The organism is Paenibacillus sp. YN15 (assembly GCF_003285005.1).
Lineage (GTDB): Bacteria > Bacillota > Bacilli > Paenibacillales > NBRC-103111 > Paenibacillus_AR.
The window spans coordinates 23,744-45,804 of record NZ_QMFA01000043.1 but is presented as its reverse complement, the minus strand read 5'-3'; the positions used below and the strand labels follow the sequence as shown (position 1 = coordinate 45,804).

General features: G+C 57.3%; 18 protein-coding genes. 3 read left to right on the top strand and 15 right to left on the bottom strand.

Annotated features, from left to right (window positions below):
• Positions 1-10: 10 nt before the first annotated feature.
• From DQG13_RS25260 to DQG13_RS25195, 14 genes are all read right to left on the bottom strand, one after another.
• The gene (locus tag DQG13_RS25260) at positions 11-976 is read right to left on the bottom strand and encodes a glycoside hydrolase family protein (protein WP_113022958.1); all 966 of its coding nucleotides are present in this window, start codon (positions 974-976) and stop codon (positions 11-13) included.
• Positions 973-2,766, bottom strand: a complete 1,794-nt coding sequence (locus tag DQG13_RS25255; protein ID WP_113022957.1) for a hypothetical protein — start codon at positions 2,764-2,766, stop codon at positions 973-975. The genes DQG13_RS25260 and DQG13_RS25255 overlap by 4 nt, the downstream gene beginning before the upstream one ends.
• 32 nt (positions 2,767-2,798) lie before the next feature.
• Positions 2,799-4,589, bottom strand: coding sequence for a cache domain-containing sensor histidine kinase (locus tag DQG13_RS25250; RefSeq protein WP_113022956.1), 1,791 nt, complete (start codon positions 4,587-4,589; stop codon positions 2,799-2,801).
• The gene (locus DQG13_RS25245) at positions 4,589-5,617 is read right to left on the bottom strand and encodes a response regulator transcription factor (RefSeq protein ID WP_113022955.1); all 1,029 of its coding nucleotides are present in this window, start codon (positions 5,615-5,617) and stop codon (positions 4,589-4,591) included. Before DQG13_RS25245 ends, DQG13_RS25250 begins: the two co-directional genes overlap by 1 nt.
• A gap of 91 nt (positions 5,618-5,708) precedes the next feature.
• Positions 5,709-7,265, bottom strand: coding sequence for an extracellular solute-binding protein (locus DQG13_RS25240; RefSeq protein ID WP_113022954.1), 1,557 nt, complete (start codon positions 7,263-7,265; stop codon positions 5,709-5,711).
• Between the two features lie 111 nt (positions 7,266-7,376).
• Positions 7,377-8,252 (bottom strand): carbohydrate ABC transporter permease, encoded by an 876-nt coding sequence (locus DQG13_RS25235; RefSeq protein WP_113022953.1) that lies wholly within the window; start codon positions 8,250-8,252, stop codon positions 7,377-7,379.
• A gap of 12 nt (positions 8,253-8,264) precedes the next feature.
• On the bottom strand, positions 8,265-9,221 hold the full coding sequence (locus DQG13_RS25230; protein ID WP_113022952.1) for an ABC transporter permease: 957 nt from the start codon (positions 9,219-9,221) through the stop codon (positions 8,265-8,267).
• A 217-nt stretch (positions 9,222-9,438) separates the two neighbouring features.
• Positions 9,439-10,542, bottom strand: coding sequence for a GerAB/ArcD/ProY family transporter (locus tag DQG13_RS25225; RefSeq protein WP_258525859.1), 1,104 nt, complete (start codon positions 10,540-10,542; stop codon positions 9,439-9,441).
• 58 nt (positions 10,543-10,600) lie between these two features.
• The gene (locus tag DQG13_RS25220) at positions 10,601-11,341 is read right to left on the bottom strand and encodes a nucleotide-binding protein (RefSeq protein WP_113022950.1); all 741 of its coding nucleotides are present in this window, start codon (positions 11,339-11,341) and stop codon (positions 10,601-10,603) included.
• Between the two features lie 527 nt (positions 11,342-11,868).
• Positions 11,869-13,608: an ABC transporter ATP-binding protein gene (locus DQG13_RS25210; protein ID WP_113022948.1), complete on the bottom strand. Its 1,740-nt coding sequence runs from the start codon at positions 13,606-13,608 to the stop codon at positions 11,869-11,871.
• Positions 13,601-14,125 (bottom strand): ATP-binding cassette domain-containing protein, encoded by a 525-nt coding sequence (locus tag DQG13_RS31630; protein ID WP_258525858.1) that lies wholly within the window; start codon positions 14,123-14,125, stop codon positions 13,601-13,603. Before DQG13_RS31630 ends, DQG13_RS25210 begins: the two co-directional genes overlap by 8 nt.
• 5 nt (positions 14,126-14,130) lie before the next feature.
• Positions 14,131-15,468, bottom strand: coding sequence for an ABC transporter ATP-binding protein (locus DQG13_RS25205; RefSeq protein ID WP_258525857.1), 1,338 nt, complete (start codon positions 15,466-15,468; stop codon positions 14,131-14,133).
• On the bottom strand, positions 15,411-16,448 hold the full coding sequence (locus tag DQG13_RS25200; protein WP_181592985.1) for a helix-turn-helix transcriptional regulator: 1,038 nt from the start codon (positions 16,446-16,448) through the stop codon (positions 15,411-15,413). Before DQG13_RS25200 ends, DQG13_RS25205 begins: the two co-directional genes overlap by 58 nt.
• Before the next feature lie 313 nt (positions 16,449-16,761).
• The gene (locus DQG13_RS25195; protein WP_113022946.1) at positions 16,762-17,331 is read right to left on the bottom strand and encodes a GbsR/MarR family transcriptional regulator; all 570 of its coding nucleotides are present in this window, start codon (positions 17,329-17,331) and stop codon (positions 16,762-16,764) included.
• 245 nt (positions 17,332-17,576) lie between these two features.
• Between DQG13_RS25195 and DQG13_RS25190 the strand changes: the two genes are divergently transcribed.
• Genes DQG13_RS25190 through DQG13_RS25180 form a run of 3 tightly spaced genes read left to right on the top strand, consistent with a single transcriptional unit; the run spans position 17,577 to position 20,552 of the window.
• Positions 17,577-18,797, top strand: coding sequence for a quaternary amine ABC transporter ATP-binding protein (locus DQG13_RS25190; RefSeq protein ID WP_113022945.1), 1,221 nt, complete (start codon positions 17,577-17,579; stop codon positions 18,795-18,797).
• Positions 18,775-19,623: an ABC transporter permease gene (locus tag DQG13_RS25185; protein WP_181592984.1), complete on the top strand. Its 849-nt coding sequence runs from the start codon at positions 18,775-18,777 to the stop codon at positions 19,621-19,623. The genes DQG13_RS25190 and DQG13_RS25185 overlap by 23 nt, the downstream gene beginning before the upstream one ends.
• 29 nt (positions 19,624-19,652) lie before the next feature.
• On the top strand, positions 19,653-20,552 hold the full coding sequence (locus tag DQG13_RS25180; RefSeq protein WP_113022943.1) for a glycine betaine ABC transporter substrate-binding protein: 900 nt from the start codon (positions 19,653-19,655) through the stop codon (positions 20,550-20,552).
• 602 nt (positions 20,553-21,154) lie between these two features.
• On the opposite strand, the gene DQG13_RS25175 is transcribed toward DQG13_RS25180, so the two are convergent.
• Positions 21,155-21,898, bottom strand: coding sequence for an IclR family transcriptional regulator (locus DQG13_RS25175; protein WP_113022942.1), 744 nt, complete (start codon positions 21,896-21,898; stop codon positions 21,155-21,157).
• Positions 21,899-22,061 lie beyond the last annotated feature (163 nt).

The window sequence follows — 22,061 nt, the reverse complement described above, 5'->3', positions numbered from 1 at the left end:
CGCCGCTGCATTAGGAGATTAGCGGAACGGCCACCATAAAGGAGTCGTCCTCCCCCCGGGGCAGACCGGCAAGAAACAGATGGGTGGGAGTTCCCTTTTCCATGTGCAGCTTCGGCATCTCCAGACGGTCAAAAGCTTGAGTCCGGCCATCCTCCCAGGTGATCTGCGGAAGCATCACAACGGGATCACGCTCAAGCTCCCAGGCCAAGCCGTCCGCGGACCGGAACAGAATCATCGCCCCTGTATGCCCGGTAAATTCACCCTGGTTATCCTTGACAATGGCATAATAAGCGCCATCCTGAGCCCATTCCACATGATCATCAATGGGAAAATGGGTGGCCGGCCGGCGGATAAACGGCTCCGGCTGGTCAACAAAAGGGCCAAGGGGACTGTCCGCCAGGGCAATCACATGCCGGACGCTTCCTCCGAAGGGCGGAGGCCCCGCCGTCACCGTTTTGTAGACCATCTGATAACGCCCGTCGGGCCGCAAAAATACGTTGGGCGTCGCCGTCAGCAGATGGCCCGGCTTGGGTTCAATCAGCGGGCGGTCAAAGCGCCGCCACGGTCCCGAAGGATGATCCGCCACCGCCACGCCAACCCGCTGGTGGTTGCGGTGATCCCACCATTCCCCATTTCCCCGCTGGCCGTTATAGTACAGATAATACTTGCCTTTCGCCTCGATCAGGCATTCATTGTGCATGCCGCCGGAATCCCAACGATCCCCGTTATCCCGGGTCAAGGCCATTCCCTGAAACCGGTAGGGACCGCCGGGCTGCTCCGCCGTGGCGTAGCCCAGCTCCGAATGGGTAGCCCAGGCCATATGCCCCAGGGATTTGGGCCACGTGGAGAAAATCAGATGGCAGATGCCGTCCTCCGTACGGAGCATCGTCGCCCCCCACACATTGGCGTCCTTCAGCTCGAATTTGGCGGCAAGCGGCAAACATTGGCCGGCCGCTCCTCCTTTAATGGAGATCATCGGCAATCATCACCGCCGCTTCCCGGCTCCTTCAACCGGAGCTTGAGCCCGATGGCGGGTTGGCCGCTGGCCGCCAGGGCCAGCCGGTACAGGCCGTTCCGGTTCCCGATGGTCCGGCTCTCCACCTCCAGCTCCCCGGATGTCTCCACACCGTAGACGAACTCCCCCATGGCTACCTGCGCCCCGCAGGAAGCGGCTGTTATCTCCCCCTTCTCTTGCCCGTTCCAGGCAAACAGGGGCAGCTGATAATACATCTCCGGAACCGACGGGGCAATCAGCTCCGCCTCAATAGCCACGCCATCTGCGCTGACGGCATACTGCTCCGCTACAGCCTCGCAGCCTCGCAGCTGCGGACTGGTATAAATGATCCGGAATACGGCCCGCTCCCGGCTTTCCTCCAGCACCTCCAGCGCATATCCAATCGGTTGCTTCAAGCTGCTCAGGAACTGGACCGTACCGTCCCCTGCATTCCATCCGGGACTGATGGAGGCCATGGCCCGTTGCACATTGTCCGGCAGGGCGTAGCCGGACTCGGAGGTAAAGGGAGTGGACAGGGCCAGCTCCGTGGGAAATCCCGCCCGATGAATCCGCCCCAATCCGGCGGCGTCATACTTGTCGTTGGCATTGGCGTCGATCTGGACAGAGTACCCGCCGCAATTGACTATAATCATGTGGAAATGCTCCGAGGTCTGCATGCAGTAGCCCCCTGTCTCCGCAGGGCACGGATGCTCCTCAATACTGTCGTCCGCAAACAGGAAAGCCAAATATGCATTTGTCCCCAACGTCGCCATATATTTCTCATAAAACGCGTACGCCTCCGTCCCGTACCCGGAGCGGGGCGGGTAGGAATTGCGCATGTGCCGGGGCGGCTTGGCCTGAAGCCACCGTTCGGCGCTGGCCATGGCCAGTCTGGCGGCCCGTTTGAAGATGCCGGCTGTCCGCAAGTCTCCCCGCCGCTTGTATCTGGAGGCCTCGTATTCGAACAGGGCCGCATAAACAGCGTCGGCAAACAGGAACTGGTTGCTGCGGCCGCCGAAGGGAGCCTCGAATGCGGCGGATTGCATAAAAAGGGAGATGATCCCTCCCTTCTCCAGGTTGGCGTCCAAAACTTCGGCATATGGCCCGGCATAGCCGTAATGAAGCATGATGGCCGCCTGAAGCCGGGTCATGGCATCGTACATCAGCGGATTCCCCGGGTCCATGTACATGCCGTTGGAATCAAACCAGGACAGCTGAAGCGGCAGGTGGGCCCGGAAATAGTCCGCGGTATCCGTCAGCCCCTCCGTCTGCCGCAGCCATTCGCCGGCCATGTTGTAAACGTTGATGTTATGCAGCCGCCTGTCCGTTCCGGTCCGGAGTCTGCAATCATAATTGAGCCACGGGTCCACCAGCCGCAGCTGCTCCATCCAGGCTGACCGGCGGACTTCCTCAGCCAGATGCCCCGCCGCCTTATAGGCCAGCATAAACTCCTTAACGGCAAAATCATTCCGGTGATTATCACGAATCAGCCGATAGCTGCCGCTGCAGATGTCCATCATGTCCAGCCACAGCTCCTTGTATTCCGGCACTCTTCCATTGGCAAGCAGGAAGCCGGTCAGGGCGGCCAGCCGGGAGAATGCCTGAATATCGTCCGGGAGCCCCCCGTTCTTGGGGCACTTGGCCTCCAGCTCTTGTCTTGTATACCCGTTAAGAGACAGCTCCATAGCATCCAGATACATCTCCTTGCCGTATCCGGTAGGCCGGAACGAATCCGGCTTGGCCAAGCTGTCCAAGTAAGTCCTGAAATCCATATTGGGTCTCCTCTCCGGTCAATAGCCGCGGTTCATGATTGGGGAAAGGCTCTGCTGCCTCTGGCAGCGGGCATGGACATCACAATCCGCGTTCCCCCTTCCGGTACAGCCTCCAGGGACAATCCGTATTCCTCTCCGAATACCAGCTGGATGCGGCGATGCACATTCACCAGCCCGATGCTTCCCCTGCGGCCGCCCGGCGTGTCCGCGCCTTTCTTCTGCCGGAACAGCTCCATGATCTGCTGCAGCCGCTCCTCCGGTATGCCGGCGCCGTTGTCCTCCACCATGACCTGGAACACTCCCGCATCCGTTCCGGCATCGATGCGGATGCGGTGATGCTCCTGTATTCCCATGGGAAAAGCATGCTGGAACGCGTTTTCCACCAATGGCTGAAGAGTCAGCGGCACCATTTTCTCCAACAGGAGAGAAGGAGGGATCAGCACGTCAATCTCAAATTCCCGCTGCAGGCGGTGGCTCATAATAATCAGGTAATTGCGGATATGATTAAGCTCATTGGCTACGGTAATCTCCTCCAGATTGGTCTGGATGGCGTAGCGCAGCATGAAGGACATGGCCTCGCTCATCTCCGAAATCTCGTGGACGTCCCGCTCAATGGCGTAGCTGTTCATGGTGGCCAGGGTGTTGTACAGGAAATGGGGATTGATCTGCAGCTGCAGCGCCTGATACTGGGCCTGCTGCCGCTCCAGCTGCTCCCTGTAGACCGTATCGATCAATACGGACAAGCGGTTCACCATCAAATTGTAGCTATGGATCAGCTGTCCGAACTCATCCGTCCGGTTGAGGGACTGGATCAGCTGCCAGTTGCCCTTCTCCGTCTGGCGCATGCCCTCCTTAAGCAGCCGGATAGGCCGGGTGATTCTCTGGACGAACCAGAAGGCCACAAGAGCGGAAACCATCAGCGCAGCCAGGCCTACCGCCAGGGTGGTGGAGCGGATGGCGGAGATGGGATTGCGCAGCTCCTGCTGCGGCATGGAAACGGCCATATGCCATCCGGTCTGGGAGGAGGTTCGGGCCACAAACATGCGGGTTTGCCCGTCCAGCTCGCCGGTGAAGGTCTGCCCGCCGCCCTCCAGAAGCCGAACCGCCAGCGGGTCCTCCCATTCCATGCCGATCAGGCTCTTGTCGGGATGGTAGATAAAACGCCCCTCGTCATCCACAATGAAGAAAAAGCCCTGCTCTCCCAAGTCGACGCTTTCCCACAGCCTTGACAGCTCATCCGCCTGGAACTCAATGCCCAGCACCCCCGCATACTCCCAATTTTTCATACTGCGGATTCTGCGGACCACCGTAACGGATTTGCTGGATTGGCCGCTGTCCGAGGAGGGATTCCAGATGGCCATCCGGCCGTCCGGCGGCGCAATTTCCCATAATTCGTCATACAATCCGGACAGCTCCGCCTCTGCAACGGTTCGGGTGCTGGAGTTGCTGAAAGCCACCCTTCCGTCCTTGCCCAACACGTAGATCAGGTTAACCTGGGGATGGTATTGCAGATTGGGCTGCAGAACATATTGCTTGATCCGGTTGTAATACATCCAAAAGTTGTAATAGTCCTCGGGAGGCACATCCAGATATCTCCTGACCTCCACATTGGAGATGATGGAATTGCTGGCGTATTCGTAGGTCTTCAGATAAAGATCCGTCTGATGCAGGGCGGTTTGCAGCACCTGGGACAGGAATTTCTCCACCTGCTTCTCCACTTCCCTGGCGGACTTCAGGTAAGACAGCCCCCCCACCAGAGCAAGGGTCGCCACAAGCATCAGAACGAAGGCGACATAGAATTGAACGGCTACCTTGGTTTTCATTATTCGATTCCCATCATGCTGCGGTACTCGGAGGGAAGCCGTCCCGTCATTTTCTTGAACATTTTGGTAAAATGGGGCGGGTCGGTGTAACCGATTTCATAGGCGATATCGCTGATCCGGTAATGGGGAATCTCCAGGAGCCGCTTGGCCTTTTCCATCCTCCTCATAATCCGGTACTGCACGAAGGTCTGTCCCGTCTCCTGCTTGAACAAGTGGCTGAAGTAGGTGGGGCTTAACCCCAGCAGCTGGGCCACCTCCTCCAGGGAAACCTCCAGGGCCAGATTGGTGTCGATATATTCCTTGGCCGCTTCGATGGGGTCCCGGAGCTGCCCTCTGCGCTTCCGGCCCAGCTCCTCCATCCATCCCAGCGCCATCCTGTGAAAATCGTCAAAGCCGGCGGGAAACGGCTCCTCTGCGGGCTCCCCCTTGGCTTGAAGGTTCATGCCGCGGCTCCGCAGCTTCTTGATCAGCAGGCCGGCGCAATCCTCCAACCAGCCGCCCAGACGGGCGGCGGATGCGCCGTTCCCCTGAAGGGATTGCTTCAGGCGGTCAATGACGCCCTGAACTCCCTGGCCGTCGCCGGTCCAAACCGCCTCCGCCAGCTCATCAATCCATTCGTCAATCTGCCTGGCGGATATGCTCTTGCGCTTTAGCTCCCTGACCTGCTCCGTCAGTCTGGGCAGCACCTCTGTCAGTCCGCGCATGGTAATGGGCTTCAGCAGGTATTCCTTCACGCCGTATGACATGCATTGGCGGGCGTACTCAAACTCGTCAAAGCCGGACACCACAACCAGGAGAACCGCCGGATTCATCGCCGCAAGGGTCCGGCATAGCTCCAGCCCGTCCATCACCGGCATGCGGATGTCCGTAAAGACAATATCCGGCGTTTCCTGCCGCACCAATTCCAGAGCCTCCCGGCCATTCTGCGCCGTCCGGACGGATACCTCCCCGATACCCGCCTGATGCAGAAGCTTGGTCAAGCTTCTTGTAAGCATGGGCTCGTCATCCACTACAATGATGCGATACATGGCTTTCCCCCCTGTTGACGGATCTGCGAGGATACACAAGCGCTCCCCGCGCGAAGGGGCGCGAGGAGCCTTGACCGGAGCAAGCAGCGAATTACATTCTTGGCGTTCTGAAGCCGTCGCCGGATTTCACCCGGTCGGTGGCATCTTTGATTATCGCATTTCCACCCTTGGATTTCCATTCCTCAATGGCTTTCGGCCAGGAGGAGAGCGGCTCCTTGCCGTAGATAATGCCGAACAGATACTTATCCAGCACCGAATTAAGGAAGCCGCCGGAGGCTGCGTCCGGATAATCGGTATAGGATTGGAGCGGAGGATAGAAGCGGTAGCCGTCCCGGCCCTCCTTGACGATTACATTCTGGATGTAATCGATCAATTGCTTGCCCCCCTCAGTCATGCTGGTCAGGCCTTTGTTATAGGTGGTATCCTTCACCATCCACAGCCAATCGGAGCGGAAGGCTTCCTCGTTTATGGCTGCGGCTGCCGTGGGACGCTCGTACTTGATGGCGCCGCCCTCTACCTTGTAGGTTTCATTCTCGACGCCGAAGGTGAAGAACTTCTCCGCCTCATCCGATACCATCCAGTCGAAGAATTTGATGATGGCCGCAGGGTCGGCCGCTTTCTTGTTGATGAAATATGAGCGGACCATGGAACCGTACAGGGCGTTGCCTCCCTTGCCGTCCAGGCCTGTTGGCGAAGGAATGATGGCCACCTTGGCCGCAGGCACATTCTCCTTGATCTTGGCCACAGTGGTTTCGAAGCTGGCCACGTTCATGCTCCATATCCCTGTTTTGCCGGCAAAAATATTGTTCTGCCAGGTGGTTCCGCTGGTGGTGGCAAACTCCTTGCTGATTAAGCCTTCATCGAACATGGTCTTGTAGGTTTCCAGAGCCTTGGTCATCCGCTCAATGTTGGCGTACTTGGGAATAATCTGGTCCCCCTGCTTCTCGAACTGGGCGGGATTCACGTCATAAGCGCCGAAGAACGCATCTGAGTAGCTAAAGTTTTCCCGGCCGCCATAAGGGTTTTCCACCCCGAGCTTCTTGAAGGCCCGCATGACATTCAGATATTCCTCCACAGACTTCGGCACCGGCAGCCCGGTTTGCTCCAGAAGATCCATGCGGATATATGTTCCCCGGCGGTTGCTTACCTCCAGCCACTCCGGAACGGACATGATCTTGCCGCCTACCGTCACCTCATCCCAGGCCGCCTTGGGAATTTTCTTCAGCAGGTTTTGGCCGTATTGCTTAAGCAAATCATCCAGCGGCAGGAAGATTCCCGCTTCCACCGATCCGGCCATGGCCTTATCCACGGGACTGTAGGATTGCACCACGTCGGGCACGTCGTTAATAGCAAACATCTGGGTCATCTTCTGTTCAAAATCCTTGTGGGGCACCAGCCGGATGTCCAGATCCGTATTGGTCAGCTCCTCCAGCTTCTTCACCCATTTGTCCTCATTGATGTTCGGCGAACCCTCCACATGCTGGTTGGCCAGCGTTCTCATGGAGATGGAGAACTTGACCGGTCCCGCCGGGGCGGCAGACGCCCCCGGACCCGGATCGGCGGCAGGCTCCCCGCTGCCGCTGCAGCCTGCCAGCGCGCCGGTTGCCAATAACACTGCCGCCGTTAATGTCAAAAGCTTCTTTTTCACATATACCCCTCATTTCTGCTGGATTTCATTGAACCGCTTACATTTGCAAGTATAGGCGGGAAGACTCCGCTGTGAAAATGGCTTTATTTGCTGTCTGTTTGGCTTTTCTCACTATGCCTTTACGGAACCGATCATAACCCCTTTGACAAAATGCTTCTGCATAAACGGATAGATGATGATAATGGGCAGGGTGGCCACGATAATGACAACCATCTTGATTCCTTCAGGAGAGGACAGCAGGGCCAGATCCACCACATCCGCGGAGGCGTCCATCTTGAACTCGTCGGTGACGATCATTTCCCGGAGGCGCACCTGAAGCGGATAAAGGGCGCGGTTGTTGATGTAATAGATGGCCGCCTGATACGTATTCCAGTGGCCGACCGCATAGAAGATGCTCATGGTGGCCAGCACGGGCTTGGACAGCGGCGCCACAATGGAGAACAGCAGCCTGGTCTCCCCGCAGCCGTCAATCCGGGAGCTGTCGATAATCTCCTTGGGAATTTCGCCGAAAAAGGAGCGCATAATGAAGAAGTTGAAGGCGCTGATGGCGCCGGGAATCATCAGCACCCACAGGGTATTCATCAGATGCAAATCCCGGATCAGCAGGAACGTGGGAATCAGCGGCGCCGAGAAGATCATGGTGAACAGCACCATCAGAAGCACCCATCTCCTTCCCACAAATTCATCTCTTGAAAGCGGGTAGGCCAACAGCGAGGTCATGACCAGGTTAATCAGGGTCCCTACTACGGTAATATACACCGTTATGGCAAAGGATCTCCAGATGACGGTATCCTGAAGCACATAATGATAATTGACCAGGGTAAAGTCAACCGGCCAGAACGTGACGCCGCCATTCTCCAGCGCCTTGGAGCTGCTGAAGGATTTGGCGATGATATTGATGAACGGAAGGATCATCATGGAGCCCAGAACGGCGAAAAACAGGATGTTAAACACGTTAAATATCTTTTGTCCGGTACTTCTTCTCATTTTCTCACCTCCCTAGTATAAGCTTTCTCCCGTCGCTTTTTTGCTTAATGCATTGGCTATGACCAGAAGGAACAGGCCCACCACCGATTTGAACATGCCTACTGCAGTGGTGAAGCTGAATTGCTGGCGGAGAAGTCCGGCTTTGTAGATGTACGTGTCCAGAATTTCGCCGTTGACAATATTGAGCGGATTGAGGAAAACGAAGACCCGCTCAAATCCGAAGTCCAGAAAGTTGCCGATTTGCAGGAGAAACATGATGACAATAGTGGGCAGCAGGGCCGGGAAGGTAATGGAAAGCGTCTGCCGCCAGCGGTTGGCCCCATCCATCTCGGAGGCCTCGTACAGCTCCGGGTTGATCCCCGCCAGGGCCGCCAGATAAATGATCGTGCCCCAGCCCGCTTCCCGCCAGATGCCGCTGCCTACAATAATGGAGCGGATATAGGCGTTGTCGCCCATAAAGTAGATGGGCTCGAAGCCCAGCCAGACGATAACCTGATTGACCATGCCGGAGGAAGGGGACAGGATGCCCACCGCGATGCCGCTGACAATGACCCAGGACAGAAAGTGGGGCATGTACACCACCGTTTGGACAATCCGCTTGTATAACACCAGACGCAATTCGTTGAGCATGATGGCCAGAATAATGGGAGCCGGAAACTTGAATACAATGTCGTAAAGGCTGATCAGCAGGGTGTTGTTCAGGATGTGCAAAAACTCCGGATTTTCCGCCATTCTCTGAAAATGCTTCAGGCCGACCCAAGGGCTGCCGCCGACTCCCTTGAACATATTGAAGTCCTGGAACGCAATCGCCGAACCCAGCAGCGGAATATACTTGAATATGAGAAAATAGGCAATGCCGGGCAGAGCCATAACATACAGCGCCCTGTATTTCCACATGTAAGTTATGAGCCTCCGCCCGGATTTGGGACGGAAGGCCGCCAGTTGCGCGCTTTCAATTTTGCTGGACATGACAAGCTCCTTTCATTGTGATGGGATATCCTCATTGTAGGAAGGAAGGCCTTTTCTCTCAATGGCGTAACTTTCATTGGTTTTGGCTTTTCTTGCGATGGGTTCCGGGGTTCCGCCGCAGAAAAAAACCGCCTCCCTATCCGCATAAGAAGGATGCGGATAAGGATGCGGCCTCTTGGGGGCGGCTTTCGTCTGTTCTGCGCGGGGGGGCTGCCGTTCAGCCGGAATTCAGCTCTCCCGTCTTTCTTTTTCTCCGGATTATCATCAATAGCAGCAGCAGTGACGGCAGCACAATCTGAAAGATGGGGAAGTGGTATTTTATGTTAAATTCAAAGCCGAAGCGGATCTGCTCCATAAAGGAGCTGAACATTAGCGAGCCTGCGAAAATAACGATCCCCGCCGGCAGGGTCATGCGCTTGTAGGTTGTTTTGAAAATCGAGGCCAAGGCCATGGCCGCCCCGAAATAATAGGCGGTTTGTTTGACCCAAACGCCGATAAACAGCAAAAGGGCTACAAACGGGTCCATTCGCTCCACGAACTGGGTAATGCGGATGAGGCTGGCGACGATCATCAGGGGAATGCCCCCAATGGAGGCCATTTCCGGCCCCAGAATGCTCAAAATAAGGGCGTTGGTAAACACCAGAAAGAATCCCGCCAGGCTGTACGCAATGAGCGTAGCCGGAAGAACCTTTTTGGGCCGGTTTACAAACCGCCAATACATCAGAAACAGCACCATTTCCCCGAACGGAAAGGAGACCACCTCCGGAAGCGCGGCGGCGACAACCGGGCGGATGCCGTCTTCCATAATGGGAAGCAAGCTGCTGGGCTGAATATCCCCGATAATCACCAGGAGAAAAAGGAGCAGGAAGTAAATCACCGTGATAACAGGCAGCAATACCTGCGTCGTCCGGCAAAACACCTCCACCCCTTGATAGACCGCATAAGCGGACAACAGCATAATGATGATGATGACCACAACCAGCGGCGAATGAGGAAGCAAGTAGAGATTCATCAAATCGCCGAATTCCCGCACATTGCGCACGGATTTGTACATGAAGTAGATCACATACGGCCATGCAAAAAGATGTCCTGCCCATTTGCCGCCATAGCGGAAAAACAGATCAATCAGATTCAGGTCGGGCTCCCGGCGCTGAATCGGCAGAGTGACGAGAACAAGCAGCAGCATCCCGCAAGCCATGGCAATCAGCACGGAAATCCATGCGTCCCGCTTGGCCTCGCTGGCCAGAAGAAACAGCGGGGAACTGCCGATTTCAAACATGATGATCATAACTCCCAATTGATATGGGCTTATTTTTTCCATAGGTGGCTCCATTCGCCTGTGTTTCACTGCTACCGTATTATTGGCAAATGGAGCAAAGTTATGCAAGAAGAAGCTTGGCCAGCCTGCGGTATTCCAGGGCCATAGGGGATTCGGGAAAAGCCTCCACCACCGTTTGCCCCTGATCCTCCGCCTGCTGCACCGAAGGGTCCCGGGGCAGGCGGTATAAAACCGGGATGCCGATTTCGGCCGCCGCTTTGTCAACCAGCTCCTGCTCATTCTCGATATTCTTGGCATTGAGGATCAGCCCCCGCAAGGAGGCGTAGCCCCGTTTGCCCATGCCGTTCACCGCCCCGGCGATATTGGAGGCCGCGTACAGAGACATCATCTCCCCGGAGGTGACGATGCACACCTCGTCTGCATAGCCGCCCCGGATGGGCATGGCAAAGCCGCCGCATACTACATCGCCCAGCACGTCGTAGAGAACCACATCCGGCTGGTATACCTCATAGGCGTCCAGCTCCTCCAGCTTTTCGAAGGCGGTAATGATGCCCCGCCCGGCGCAGCCCACTCCCGGAACCGGCCCGCCGGATTCCACGCAGAGCACCCCTGTGGAGCTGCGGTACACCAGGTCCTCCAGTTGGGCGTCCCCCTTGGCCCGGAGCACATCCAGCACCGTGGGAATATTCCCGCCGCCAGTAAGATTGCGGGTGGAATCCGCCTTGGGATCGCAGCCGATCTGCAGCACCGTCAGCCCCATAGCCGCCATGGCCGCCGCCACGTTGGAAACGGTAGTGGATTTGCCGATGCCGCCTTTGCCGTAAATTGCTATTTTTTTCATGGAAGCACAATATCTCCTTCGTTATGTTTTATTCGTGCCAGCAAATAGGGAAAGTATGGCGTCCCTTTTCTCATGATCATCATATCGGTTCGCCCTTTCTTTGTAAATGATTTTCATTATCAAAATCGAACCACTTCCCGCTGGGCAACCGCATCAGGCTAAGGTAGGGGGAGCGCAGAAACCGGGGTTTCGTATCCAGGTTTTGTATGCGTCAGAAGGACAAAACCCTCCAGAATGTCCGCTGGAAAGTGGACATCGTGGCTACAGCAGTCGCCCGGGATACATGTCTATATATAGTGGCTGAATAGCGTTCGCCTTCCGTATATTGTGTTTTGTGAGCAAAGTAGGGGAGGGGAGAACTACTCTGCTCATGTCCACTGTATGAAAGACAAAATTCGCAAAATGTCTACTATGAAGGAACAAACATTCTGATGTGGTAAAAAAGACCGCCCCCCTCTCCCGCAGCTTCATGCGAAAGTGGAAAGCGGCCTGTTCCGGGCCGTTTTGCAATAGGGCGTGCCTGCCTCCTACATCCTCCACCCCAGGCTGGCCTGCTGGATGTTGAACAGCCGGGCATACAGCCCGTCCCGGGCCAGCAGCTCCTCATGCCGCCCTTCCTCCACCTTGCGGCCTTCCTCCAGCACGATAATCTTGTCCGCACCGGCAACGGTCCGCAGCCGGTGGGCGATGACCACCACCGTCCTTCCTTTCACCAGATGGGATAAAGCCTCCTGAATATGGGCCTCGTTCTCCGGGTCCAGGGATGCGGTAGCTTCATCCAGCAGCACGATCGGGGCATTCTTCAGAATCGCCCGGGCGATGGAGATGCGCTGGCGCTGGCCGCCGGAGAGGGTGGAGCCGTTCTCGCCTACCCGGGTCTGGTAGCCCGCCGGCAGCTTCGCCACAAACTCATGGCAAGAGGCCTGCCGCGCCGCCTCCAGCACCTCCTCATCGGTGGCGTTCCGGTTGCCGATGCGGATATTGTTCAGGATGGTGTCGTCGAAGAGCACCACATCCTGGAAGACGATGGAAACATAGGAGAGCAGCGTCTCCGGCTCCATCTCCCGCACATCCACGCCTCCGATTCTCACCGCGCCCCGGTTCACATCCCAGAAGCGGGCGATCAGGCGGGAGACGGTGCTTTTGCCGCTGCCGGAGGGGCCTACCAGGGCGGTCACCTTCCCTTCGGGAATAGTGGCGGTAATGCCCTTGATAACCTCCTCCTCATTGTAGCGGAAGCCCGCTTCCTCCAGCTCGATGCCAAAATGCTCCGGCCTAACCTCCGGATTGCCCTCCATCACAGGCTCCGCGTCCAGGTTCTTCATCCGCTTGACGGAAACCATCACATAAAACAGCTCGCCCAACAGCGTCATGATGGTGCCAAGGGGATTGTAGATCCGCGCTCCGACAATGAGGAACACCACCAGCTTCACCAAATCCAAGGAGCCGTTGGAGATCAGATAGGCCCCTGTGAAAATGGCCACGGACAGGCCGAAGCGCAGCAGCAGCATGGCGCTGACCACGAAGCTGCCGACGATGACCTCCAGACGGATGCTCTCGCGCATGAGGTCCTTAAGCGCCCTGTCCAGACTGTCGAACTTGGCTCCGCTCATGCCGAAGGCCTTAATGACCTTGATGCCCTCCAGATATTCCTGGGACTGCTCGGCGGACTTCAGCTTGGTGTCCACATGCCTGGCCCCCACCTTCTGCTGGTACCGGCGGCTCACCGCCAGCACGGCCACGGATACAGGCAGCGTGCAGAAGATGGCCAGCGCCATCCGCCAGTCATAGAAGCCCAGCATAAGCATGATCAGGGCAATGGACAGCACATTTCCCGCCAACTGGGGCACCACATGGGAGTAGGCATGCTCGATTTTGGCGCAATCCTCCATCATGTTGGTGGTCAGCTCTGTCAGGTCCTTGCGGTTGAAAAAGCTCAGAGGCAGCTTCCGCAGCCGCTCGGCAATGCGGATGCGGCGGTCGGCGGCCACCGAATAGGCGGCCACAAAGGTTTTGTTGTACTCGTAGCTGTTGGCCAGGAACATCACCGCCGTCAGCACCACAGCTGCGGCAGCCCAGCCCCATAAGGAGGCGTAGTCCGTAGGCCCGCCGCCGGAAAAGGGCTTCAGCACCTCCATAATTACCGCCGCCATAGCCGACACGGGCAGCATGAAGCTTATGTTGGCAAGAAAGCTGGCCCATACCGCCTTTTTCATATCCCGGTAGCCTTCGTCCGTCAAATACAGAATGCTCTTCCAATCAGGCATGGCGCACCGCTCCTTTCCCGGCAATGGTCCAGCTTAGGGTGCCGGTATAGGTATCCCACATCTGCTTATACTTGCCATGGGCCAAGAGCAGCTCTTTGTGGGTGCCGCTCTCCGTAATCCGTCCCTCCTCCAGCACCAAAATTTGGTTAGCGCCTTGAATGGTGGACAGCCGGTGGGCAATGACGATGACCGTCTTGTTTTGAACCAGATGCTCAAAGGCCTGCTGAATTTTGTACTCGTTCTCCGGGTCGGCGAAGGCTGTAGCCTCATCGAGAATAATAATCGGGGAATCCTTCAATATCGCCCTGGCGATCACCAGCCGCTGACGCTGGCCGCCGGACAGATGGATGCCTTTGGTTCCAATGACGGTATCATAACCGTCGGGCAGCTCCATGATAAAGTCATGGCATTGGGCCGCCTTGGCCGCCTCCATCACCGCCTCCCGGGAAGCCGAGGCATTGCCCGCGCGGATATTGTCCAGGATGCTCTGCTTAAACAGGAACACATCCTGGAACACAAAGCCTACCTTTCCATGAGCAGCACCGGGTCCATATCCCGCACATCCACGCCGCCGATGCGCACACTCCCCTCTGTCACATCCCAGAAGCGGGGGACCAGATGGGCAATGGTGCTTTTGCCGCTGCCGGAGGGGCCTACCAGAGCCGTAATCTGCCCCTGCCGGGCCAGGAAGGAGATATTGTTCAGGGCCCGGGTCTCCCCTTCCTCCGTCCGGTAAGCGAAGCTGACCCGGTCGAAACGGACATCGTAGCCTTCGGGCGCCTCCGGCTTATCCGTTACGGGAAGGGCCGGGACGGCGAAGATTTTGTCCATCCTCTCCGTGCCCTCCACGATTTGTCTTCCTGAAGTGGCCACATACATCAGCTTCATGATCGGCCCGGACATGGCCGAGCCGAAGATCAGGTAGAACAGGAAGGACAGGGCAAAGGCCTGCTGGTCCGCCGCCCGGCTGCCCAGGATAATCCCGGCGGGGATCAGGAACACCGCTACGGAATTGAGCAGCACGATGAAAGTGACAAAGGGATTTTTCATGGATAACGTATATTTCAGGGCGAAATCCTTATACGCCACAATCGAGCTGTGGAACCGGCGGAAGGAAAACACCGTTTGGTTGAAGGTTTTCACCACGGCGATGCCCCGCACATACTCCACTGCCGAGTTGTTCATATCCTCCAGATGATCCTGGTACACCCGCAGAAATTCCGCCGATGTTTTCCCGGTAAAGGCCACCGCCTGAATGAGATAGGACAGCAGCAGAGGGATCAGGCAGACCAGGCCCATTTTCCAGTCAAAAAACAGCATCATCCCCAGCATCACCACCGGGGCGGCCAAGGAGCCTACCAGATCCGGCAGCTGATGGGCGATAAACCCCTCGATTTTCTCAATATTGTCGTCCATTACCTTGCGCAGCTTGCCGGTGGAGTGAAGGGTGTGGAAGCCCAGGGGCAGCGCGGCCATATGGCGGGCGAAGGCGATTTTCAGCAGGTACAGAATTTTGAACGCTGCCATATGGGAGCACACAATGGACGCGAACAGAAAGGCGAAGCTGGCGGCCATGGACAAAAAAGCGGTCCAGCCCCAGCGGATCAAGAGAGCCGAATCCGCCTCCCGCAGATTGGCGGAATGCTTCAGCAGCTCTTCAATGATGGCATATATGGATACGTAGGGAATAAAAGAGGCCAGTGTGCTGATAACGGACAATACGCAGGAGATGATAACCAGACCTTTTTTGGCGCCGGCAATCTGAAACAGACGCCCGATGCCGCCTCTGGTCTGCTTGCCTCCTACCTCCTGTTCTCCTCCTCTCCCCTCTTCCTGACGGGAAGCTCCGGTTCTTTCCATGCCGTATTCCTCCTTGACATAAACTCGCCGGGGGAGCTGCCGAAGGCCTTGTGGAACTGGCTGGCAAAATGGCTGACGTTGGTATACCCTACCCGGTAAGCGGCCTCGGATACATTGGCCTGGCCCTTCTCCAGAAGAAGCCGGGCCTCCTGCATCCGCATCCGGCGCACATAGCCGAATACGGTAGTGCCGAACAGCTCCTTGAAGCCGCTTTTGAGCTTGAAGTCGTTCAAGCCCACCATCCGGGCCAGCTGCATCAGGCTGGGCGGCTCCTGCCAGGTGCGGGCCAGAATGTCCCGGGCCTGGACCAGGGCCTCCGCGTCGCTTTTGCGGAAGCTCTTGGCAGCATCCTGCAGCAGGTCGCCATGGCCTGCGCCGGACTCGTTCAGGCATATGGCGATCAGCTCCATAGATTTGCCCTCCAGATAAAGCTGGCGGATGGCGCCGCTGTAGGAGCAGCCCCGCATCTCCTCAATGATGTCCCGCACCCGCGGGGTCAAGGGACACGGGCGGCAATAAAAGGACTCCTCAGCCTGCCAGGGCAGCGGGGAGAGCAGATGGCGCCACAGGGCAAAATCGATGCGCACCTCCATATGATCAATGGGCTTGCCCGCATATTGCTCGGCATGAAAGCCCTCATTGTGCATGTACATCAGATTTCCCGTACCCCCGCTGAGCCCGTACTCCCGCGTTGTGCCGTGGCGGCTCCAGGAACCGTCGCCCTCCAGGGTGAAGGAAAGCTCCATATGGGGATAACGCACCCCCACATCCATCACCACCGGCTCGATCAGCTGCATCCTGCTCCAGGAGAGCGCCATGCCGTGGCGCAGCTTAGTCTGCTTCAGATACCCTTTGCCCACCTGGTCCGGCAAGAGAAATACCGCATCCTCCGGATGAAGCTGCTCTCCCGAGGACGAACAGTACCCCTTCAGCCCTTCATACACAGCGTCGAAATGCTCCGCCTCCAGCCCGATCTCCATCTTTTGTCCTCCTACCGTCCGTTGCTTCCGGCAGGTTGGTTGCGGCTGCCGGAATTCATCTGTCCTAATCATATACCGGCAGGATTTTTGTGTAAATGATTATCATTATCATTTTGTGGAAAAGAAATGGTCTCACAGCCGCCCCCGGCGGCGCAATGCCCCCATTGTAGCTTGGCCGGAGGGAACCCCGCTGCCCGGAAACGGATTTTTTACGTACCGGGCGGGATTATTTTGCCGCGGGAGGGGGGATCCCTTCACCGCAACAAAAAAGGCAGCGTCGCCGCCAAACCGGCTCATCCGCTGCCTGCATATATTATGATTCCTCAGGAAGGTCTCTGGGCACCAGGTCGAAGATGGCGCCGGTCTCCAGCGTTTCGATAAACCGGTCCAGCCACATGTAGTAGCGGATGGCTTCATTCATTTTGGCCACATCCGCCTCCACCAGCCGCTCCAGCTCCTCCACGCCGGGATTGGCGCGGGCCAGCTCCAGAAGCTCCGCCTTGGATTTGCGCATGGCATGCATATTAATTTCCAGCGCTTTTCTCCACTTCAGCGAGAAAAAATCGGCGAAGGTCTGGAACCAGTCCATCTCCACCTCATAGAGGTCCTTGCGCGCCCCTTTTTCCCATACCTTGTTGACCATCTTCAAATCCACCAGCGTTCTGACACCGGTGCTCATGCTGGTTTTGCTCATCCTCATGGCTTCCGTCATCTCGTCCAGGGTCATAGGCTTATTCTGGAAGAATAACAATCCGTACAAATGCCCGATGGATAAATTGATGCCGTATAAATCCATATTTTGGCCGATAGACTCAATAATCCGCTTTCTGGCCCTGTGGACAATCTCCTGCTGCTCCCTGGGCAGCTCCTTCGCTTGCTCCATGCCACTGTCACCTATCCCGCCAAATTCATGATTGTCGTACACTGAACCTATTGTATGGAACCTGCCGCATAAAGTAAAGATGCAGCAAACAGAGGATCGTGGAGCATAACCAAGGATACGGGAGATAACATCGTACAGTTTTTTCTGTACAGACAGTTTTTACAGAAATTTATGTTGACATCACCCTTTTATTTTCCTTACACTTAAGAGGTGCATGAAAGCGCGAAGGAAAGGAGTGAGGCTTTTTGCCTATTATCGAGGTTCGGGACGTTACCAAGATTTTCGGCCCCAACCCGGCATCCGCTCTTCCCCTCCTGGCCCAGCAATGGGGCAAGGACCGGATTTACAAGGAAACGGGGCATACGGTTGGGGTGAACGGAGTCAGCTTCGATGTGAACGAAGGGGAAATCTTCGTGATCATGGGACTCTCCGGCAGCGGAAAATCCACCCTGGTCCGGCTCTTGAACCGGCTGATTGAGCCTACATCCGGCACCGTCAGCATTCACGGCAAGGATATTGTGGGAATGGGCGCCGAGGAGCTGCGCCGGGTCCGGCGGGAGAAGATCGCCATGGTCTTCCAGAAGTTTGCCCTGTTTCCGCACCGCACGGTGGCGGAGAATGCGGAGTACGGTCTGGAGGTCCAAGGGATGGACAAGAAGCTCCGCCGGGAGAAGGCGTTGGAAGCGCTTAAGTTAGTCGGACTGGAAGCTTGGTCCAACAGTATGCCGGACGCCTTGAGCGGCGGCATGCAGCAGCGGGTGGGATTGGCCCGGGCTCTGGCCAATGATCCGGATATTCTCTTGATGGATGAAGCCTTCAGCGCTTTGGACCCGCTGATCCGCAAGGATATGCAGGATGAGCTTCTGGAGCTTCAAGTCAAGATGAACAAAACCATTGTTTTTATTACCCATGATCTGGATGAGGCGCTGCGGATCGGCGACCGGATCGCCCTTATGAAGGATGGCGGCATTGTGCAGATCGGCACTCCCGAGGAGATTCTCATGAGTCCCGCCAATGATTATGTGGAGCGGTTTGTGGAGGATGTCAACCTGTCCAAGGTGCTGACCGCCTCCTCCGTAATGCGCCGCGCGGAAACCATCGGCTTGGACAGAGGGCCGCGGGTGGGCCTGCAGCTGATGAAGGAAGCGGGCATTTCCAACCTGTTCGTGGTGGACCGGAGCAAGAAGCTGATCGGCGTCATTACCGCCGAGGATGCCTCGGAAGCGGCTGCCGACGGACGCACCCTGGAGGACATTGTGATCCGGGACGTACCGGTGGTAGCACCCGACCGGCTGCTGTACGATCTGTTCGATATTTGCAGCAGCTCCAGGTATCCCGTTGCCGTGGCGGATGAAACGGGACGGATTCTGGGCGTGATTGTACGCGGAGCGGTGCTTGGCGCCTTGGCCAGACAGCCTGCTGCCGATAAGGAGGTTGTTGCCCATGCCGAAATTGCCACTGGATGAGTGGATTGAAGTCATTGTAAGCTTTTTGGACGATCATCTGTCAGGGCTGTTTTCCGTGGTGTCCGGCTTTATCAAAGGCATTGTGGGCGGTTTTTCCTATTTGCTCCATCTGTCCCCTGCCCTTGTCCTGATTGTGCTTGCCGTTGCCCTTGCCTATTATCTGGGCAAATGGGGCTTTGCCCTGTTCGCTTTCCTGGGCCTGCTTCTTATTTATAACCTGGGTTATTGGGATCATACCATGGATACGCTGGCGCTGGTGCTGACTGCCGCCCTGCTGTCCATTTTGAGCGGCATTCCCTTGGGCATCTGGTGCGCCCAGAACAAGCGGGTCCGCAGCACGCTGACGCCGGTGCTGGATTTTATGCAGACCATGCCCGCCTTCGTTTACCTGATTCCTGCCGTTACCTTCTTCGGGCTGGGCGTGGTGCCCGGCGTAATCGCCTCGGTGATCTTCGCCGTCCCCCCCACCATCCGGCTGACGGAGCTGGGCATCCGGCAGGTTGCCCCCGAGCTGGTGGAGGCCGCTCATGCCTTCGGCTCCAGCCCCTCCCAGGTGCTGGTCAAGCTGCAGCTGCCTATGGCGATGCCGTCCATTATGGCGGGCATCAACCAAACCATCATGCTGGCGTTGTCCATGGTGGTGATTTCCTCCATGATCGGCGCGCAGGGCATCGGCGCAGATGTGTACCGGGCGGTGACCCAGGTGAAAACCGGGCAAGGCTTTGAAGCCGGGTTAGCCATTGTGGTGCTGGCGATTCTGCTGGACCGGATGACGCAATATCTGATGAAGCGCAAGAAACGGCCGCAGCGCGAAAAGCAGGCCTAACTATATTTTTAAGAAAAAGGAGAGATCTCATGCGTAAACTTTTCCCGCGAAAATGGATGACCGTCTGCTTGGCCGGATTATTGGGGGCCGGCCTGCTGGCAGGATGCTCGGATGACAGCTCCGCCTCCGGAGACAAAAGTGTAGGCGATCAGGTGAAGCACCAGATTATCGGAATCGATCCCGGCGCAGGGCTGATGAAGCAGGCCGCCCAGGCTCTGAAGGACTATGAGCTGTCGGATTGGACTCTGGTGGAGGGCTCCGGCGCGGCGATGGCGGCGGCTTTGGACAAAGCCTATAAGGACAAAAAGCCGATTATTGTCACCGGCTGGACGCCCCACTGGATGTTCGCCAAGTATGAGCTGAAGTATCTGGAGGACCCCAAGGGGACCTTTGGGCAGGATGAGGAAATCCGCACCATTGTCCGCAAGGGGCTGAAGGATACCCTCCCCTCCGCCTATGCTCTGCTGGACCGCTTCGAGTGGACGGCGGATGACATGGCAGTGGTGATGTCCGCCATTGTGGACGGCAAGAAGCCGGAGGAGGCCGCGGCGGATTGGGTCAAGAGCAATGCCGCCAAGGTGGATGAGTGGGCCAAGGACCTGGCCAAGGAAGACGGCAAAAAGCTGAAGCTGGCCTATGTGGCCTGGGACTCGGAAATTGCCAGCACCAATGTGGTGCAGCAGGTGCTGGAGGAGCGGCTGGGGATTAAAGCGGAGATGCTCCAAGTGGAGGCCGGCCCCATGTGGGCAGGCATCGCCGACGGCAGCGCAGACGCCATGGTGGCGGCTTGGCTGCCCACCACTCATCAGGACTACATGGACAAATACAAGGACAAGGTGGAGGATCTGGGAGTCAACCTGAAGGGCACCAAGCTGGGCCTGGTGGTTCCCGCCTACATGGAGATCAGCTCTATCGAGGACTTGAAGTAATATTCGGTTGGTTACCCCCTGCTCCGGGTTATGGCCGGGGGTAACCAACCGTATGCGCAAACCCCTGCTCCGGCTTATGGCCGGAGCAGGGGTTTTTTTGGGGGGCCGGGTTGGTGCGGCGCGGAGGGCCGAGAGCTGCGGCCTATGTCTGCCGTGAAGGAGGGGCATGGGCACAGCAGCCCCGCCGATTTTCTTGAGGGAGAAGACCTTCACTCCTCCTCCTCTGCCATGTAAGCGCAAACAAACGATCGCTAATGTGCCGGCAGCCCACGATTTCTCCCAAATAGCAATCACGAAATGTACGCTATTGCCTCACTTTGGCTCCCAAACGGGGCTTTTTTGAGGAATAGCATACAAAACATATATCTTATTCCGCATAAAAGCTGTCCTTTTCTCCAATAGCAATCATTTGTTGAGCGCTATCACCCCATTCCCTGGAGCAGCTGCGGAAACAGCCGCTGCCGGAAGCCGGATTTAGCACAACAGCCGAACTAAGCCCCGTCTATAAAACCGATTCGTCAAAACCCACTCGTCGCCATTGCCGTCACGAAGCTGCTCGGCTGCACAGCCACCCCCGTTGCCCGCTGCAGCGGACGGGCGGGCTATTTCAGCATTTTGCCCATCCGCGCGGCAAATTCCATCAGCACCGGCGCCTGCTCCCGCATCTTCTCCAGCGGCAGCCGGTTGGCCGGGCCGGAGATGGCCAATGCGGCTACCAGCCGCTGGGAGCGGTTGTACACGGGGACGGATACGGCCGCCGCCCCCGCCTCCCGCTCCTCCACGCTGGTGGCATAGCCCAGCTGGCGGACCTCCTCCATCTGCGCGGCGAAGGCGGCTTTGTCCAAGGAGGGCGGCCAGGTGGGAGACGACAGCACCTGGTCCAGCACCTCCGGCTCCGCAAATGCCACCAGCACCTTGCTGGAGGCCCCGACGAACAAGGGGAGCCGGGCGCCTACCTGGGCCACCCGGCGGATGGCCTGGTTGCTCTGCACCGCCTGCACGCGAATCCGCTCCAGACCGTCCCGCACATACAGGCTCACCGTCTCCTCCAGCACATCCCGCAGATGCTCCAGCTCCGGCAGCAGCACCACCTCGGGGTCATCGCTGGCGGACAGGTTGGCGGACAGCTCCCACAGCCGGAAGCCCAGCCGGTATTTCTCCGAGGAGGGATTGCGCAGCAGGAAGCCCTTGCTCTCCAGGGAGGCCAGCAGCCGGTGCACCGTGCTTTTGTGCAGCCCCGCTTTGGCGGCGATCTCTGTCAGGCTCAGCTCCGGCGCATCCGTAAAGCACAGCAAAATATCCAACGCCCGCTCCACTGCGCGGACGGTAAGCTTGTTCTCCTCCATAGTCCTGCCTCCTATATAAACGCGGCTCCCACGGCAGGATATGCTCCACCCCACTGCAGGTTGCCGCCCTGTTACAGTTTCATCACACGAAACCAAGTTTCTTTTTTTAAGTATACCCAATCCTGAATAAATCGTAAAGGCTTCCGGCATAGGCCAACCCTGC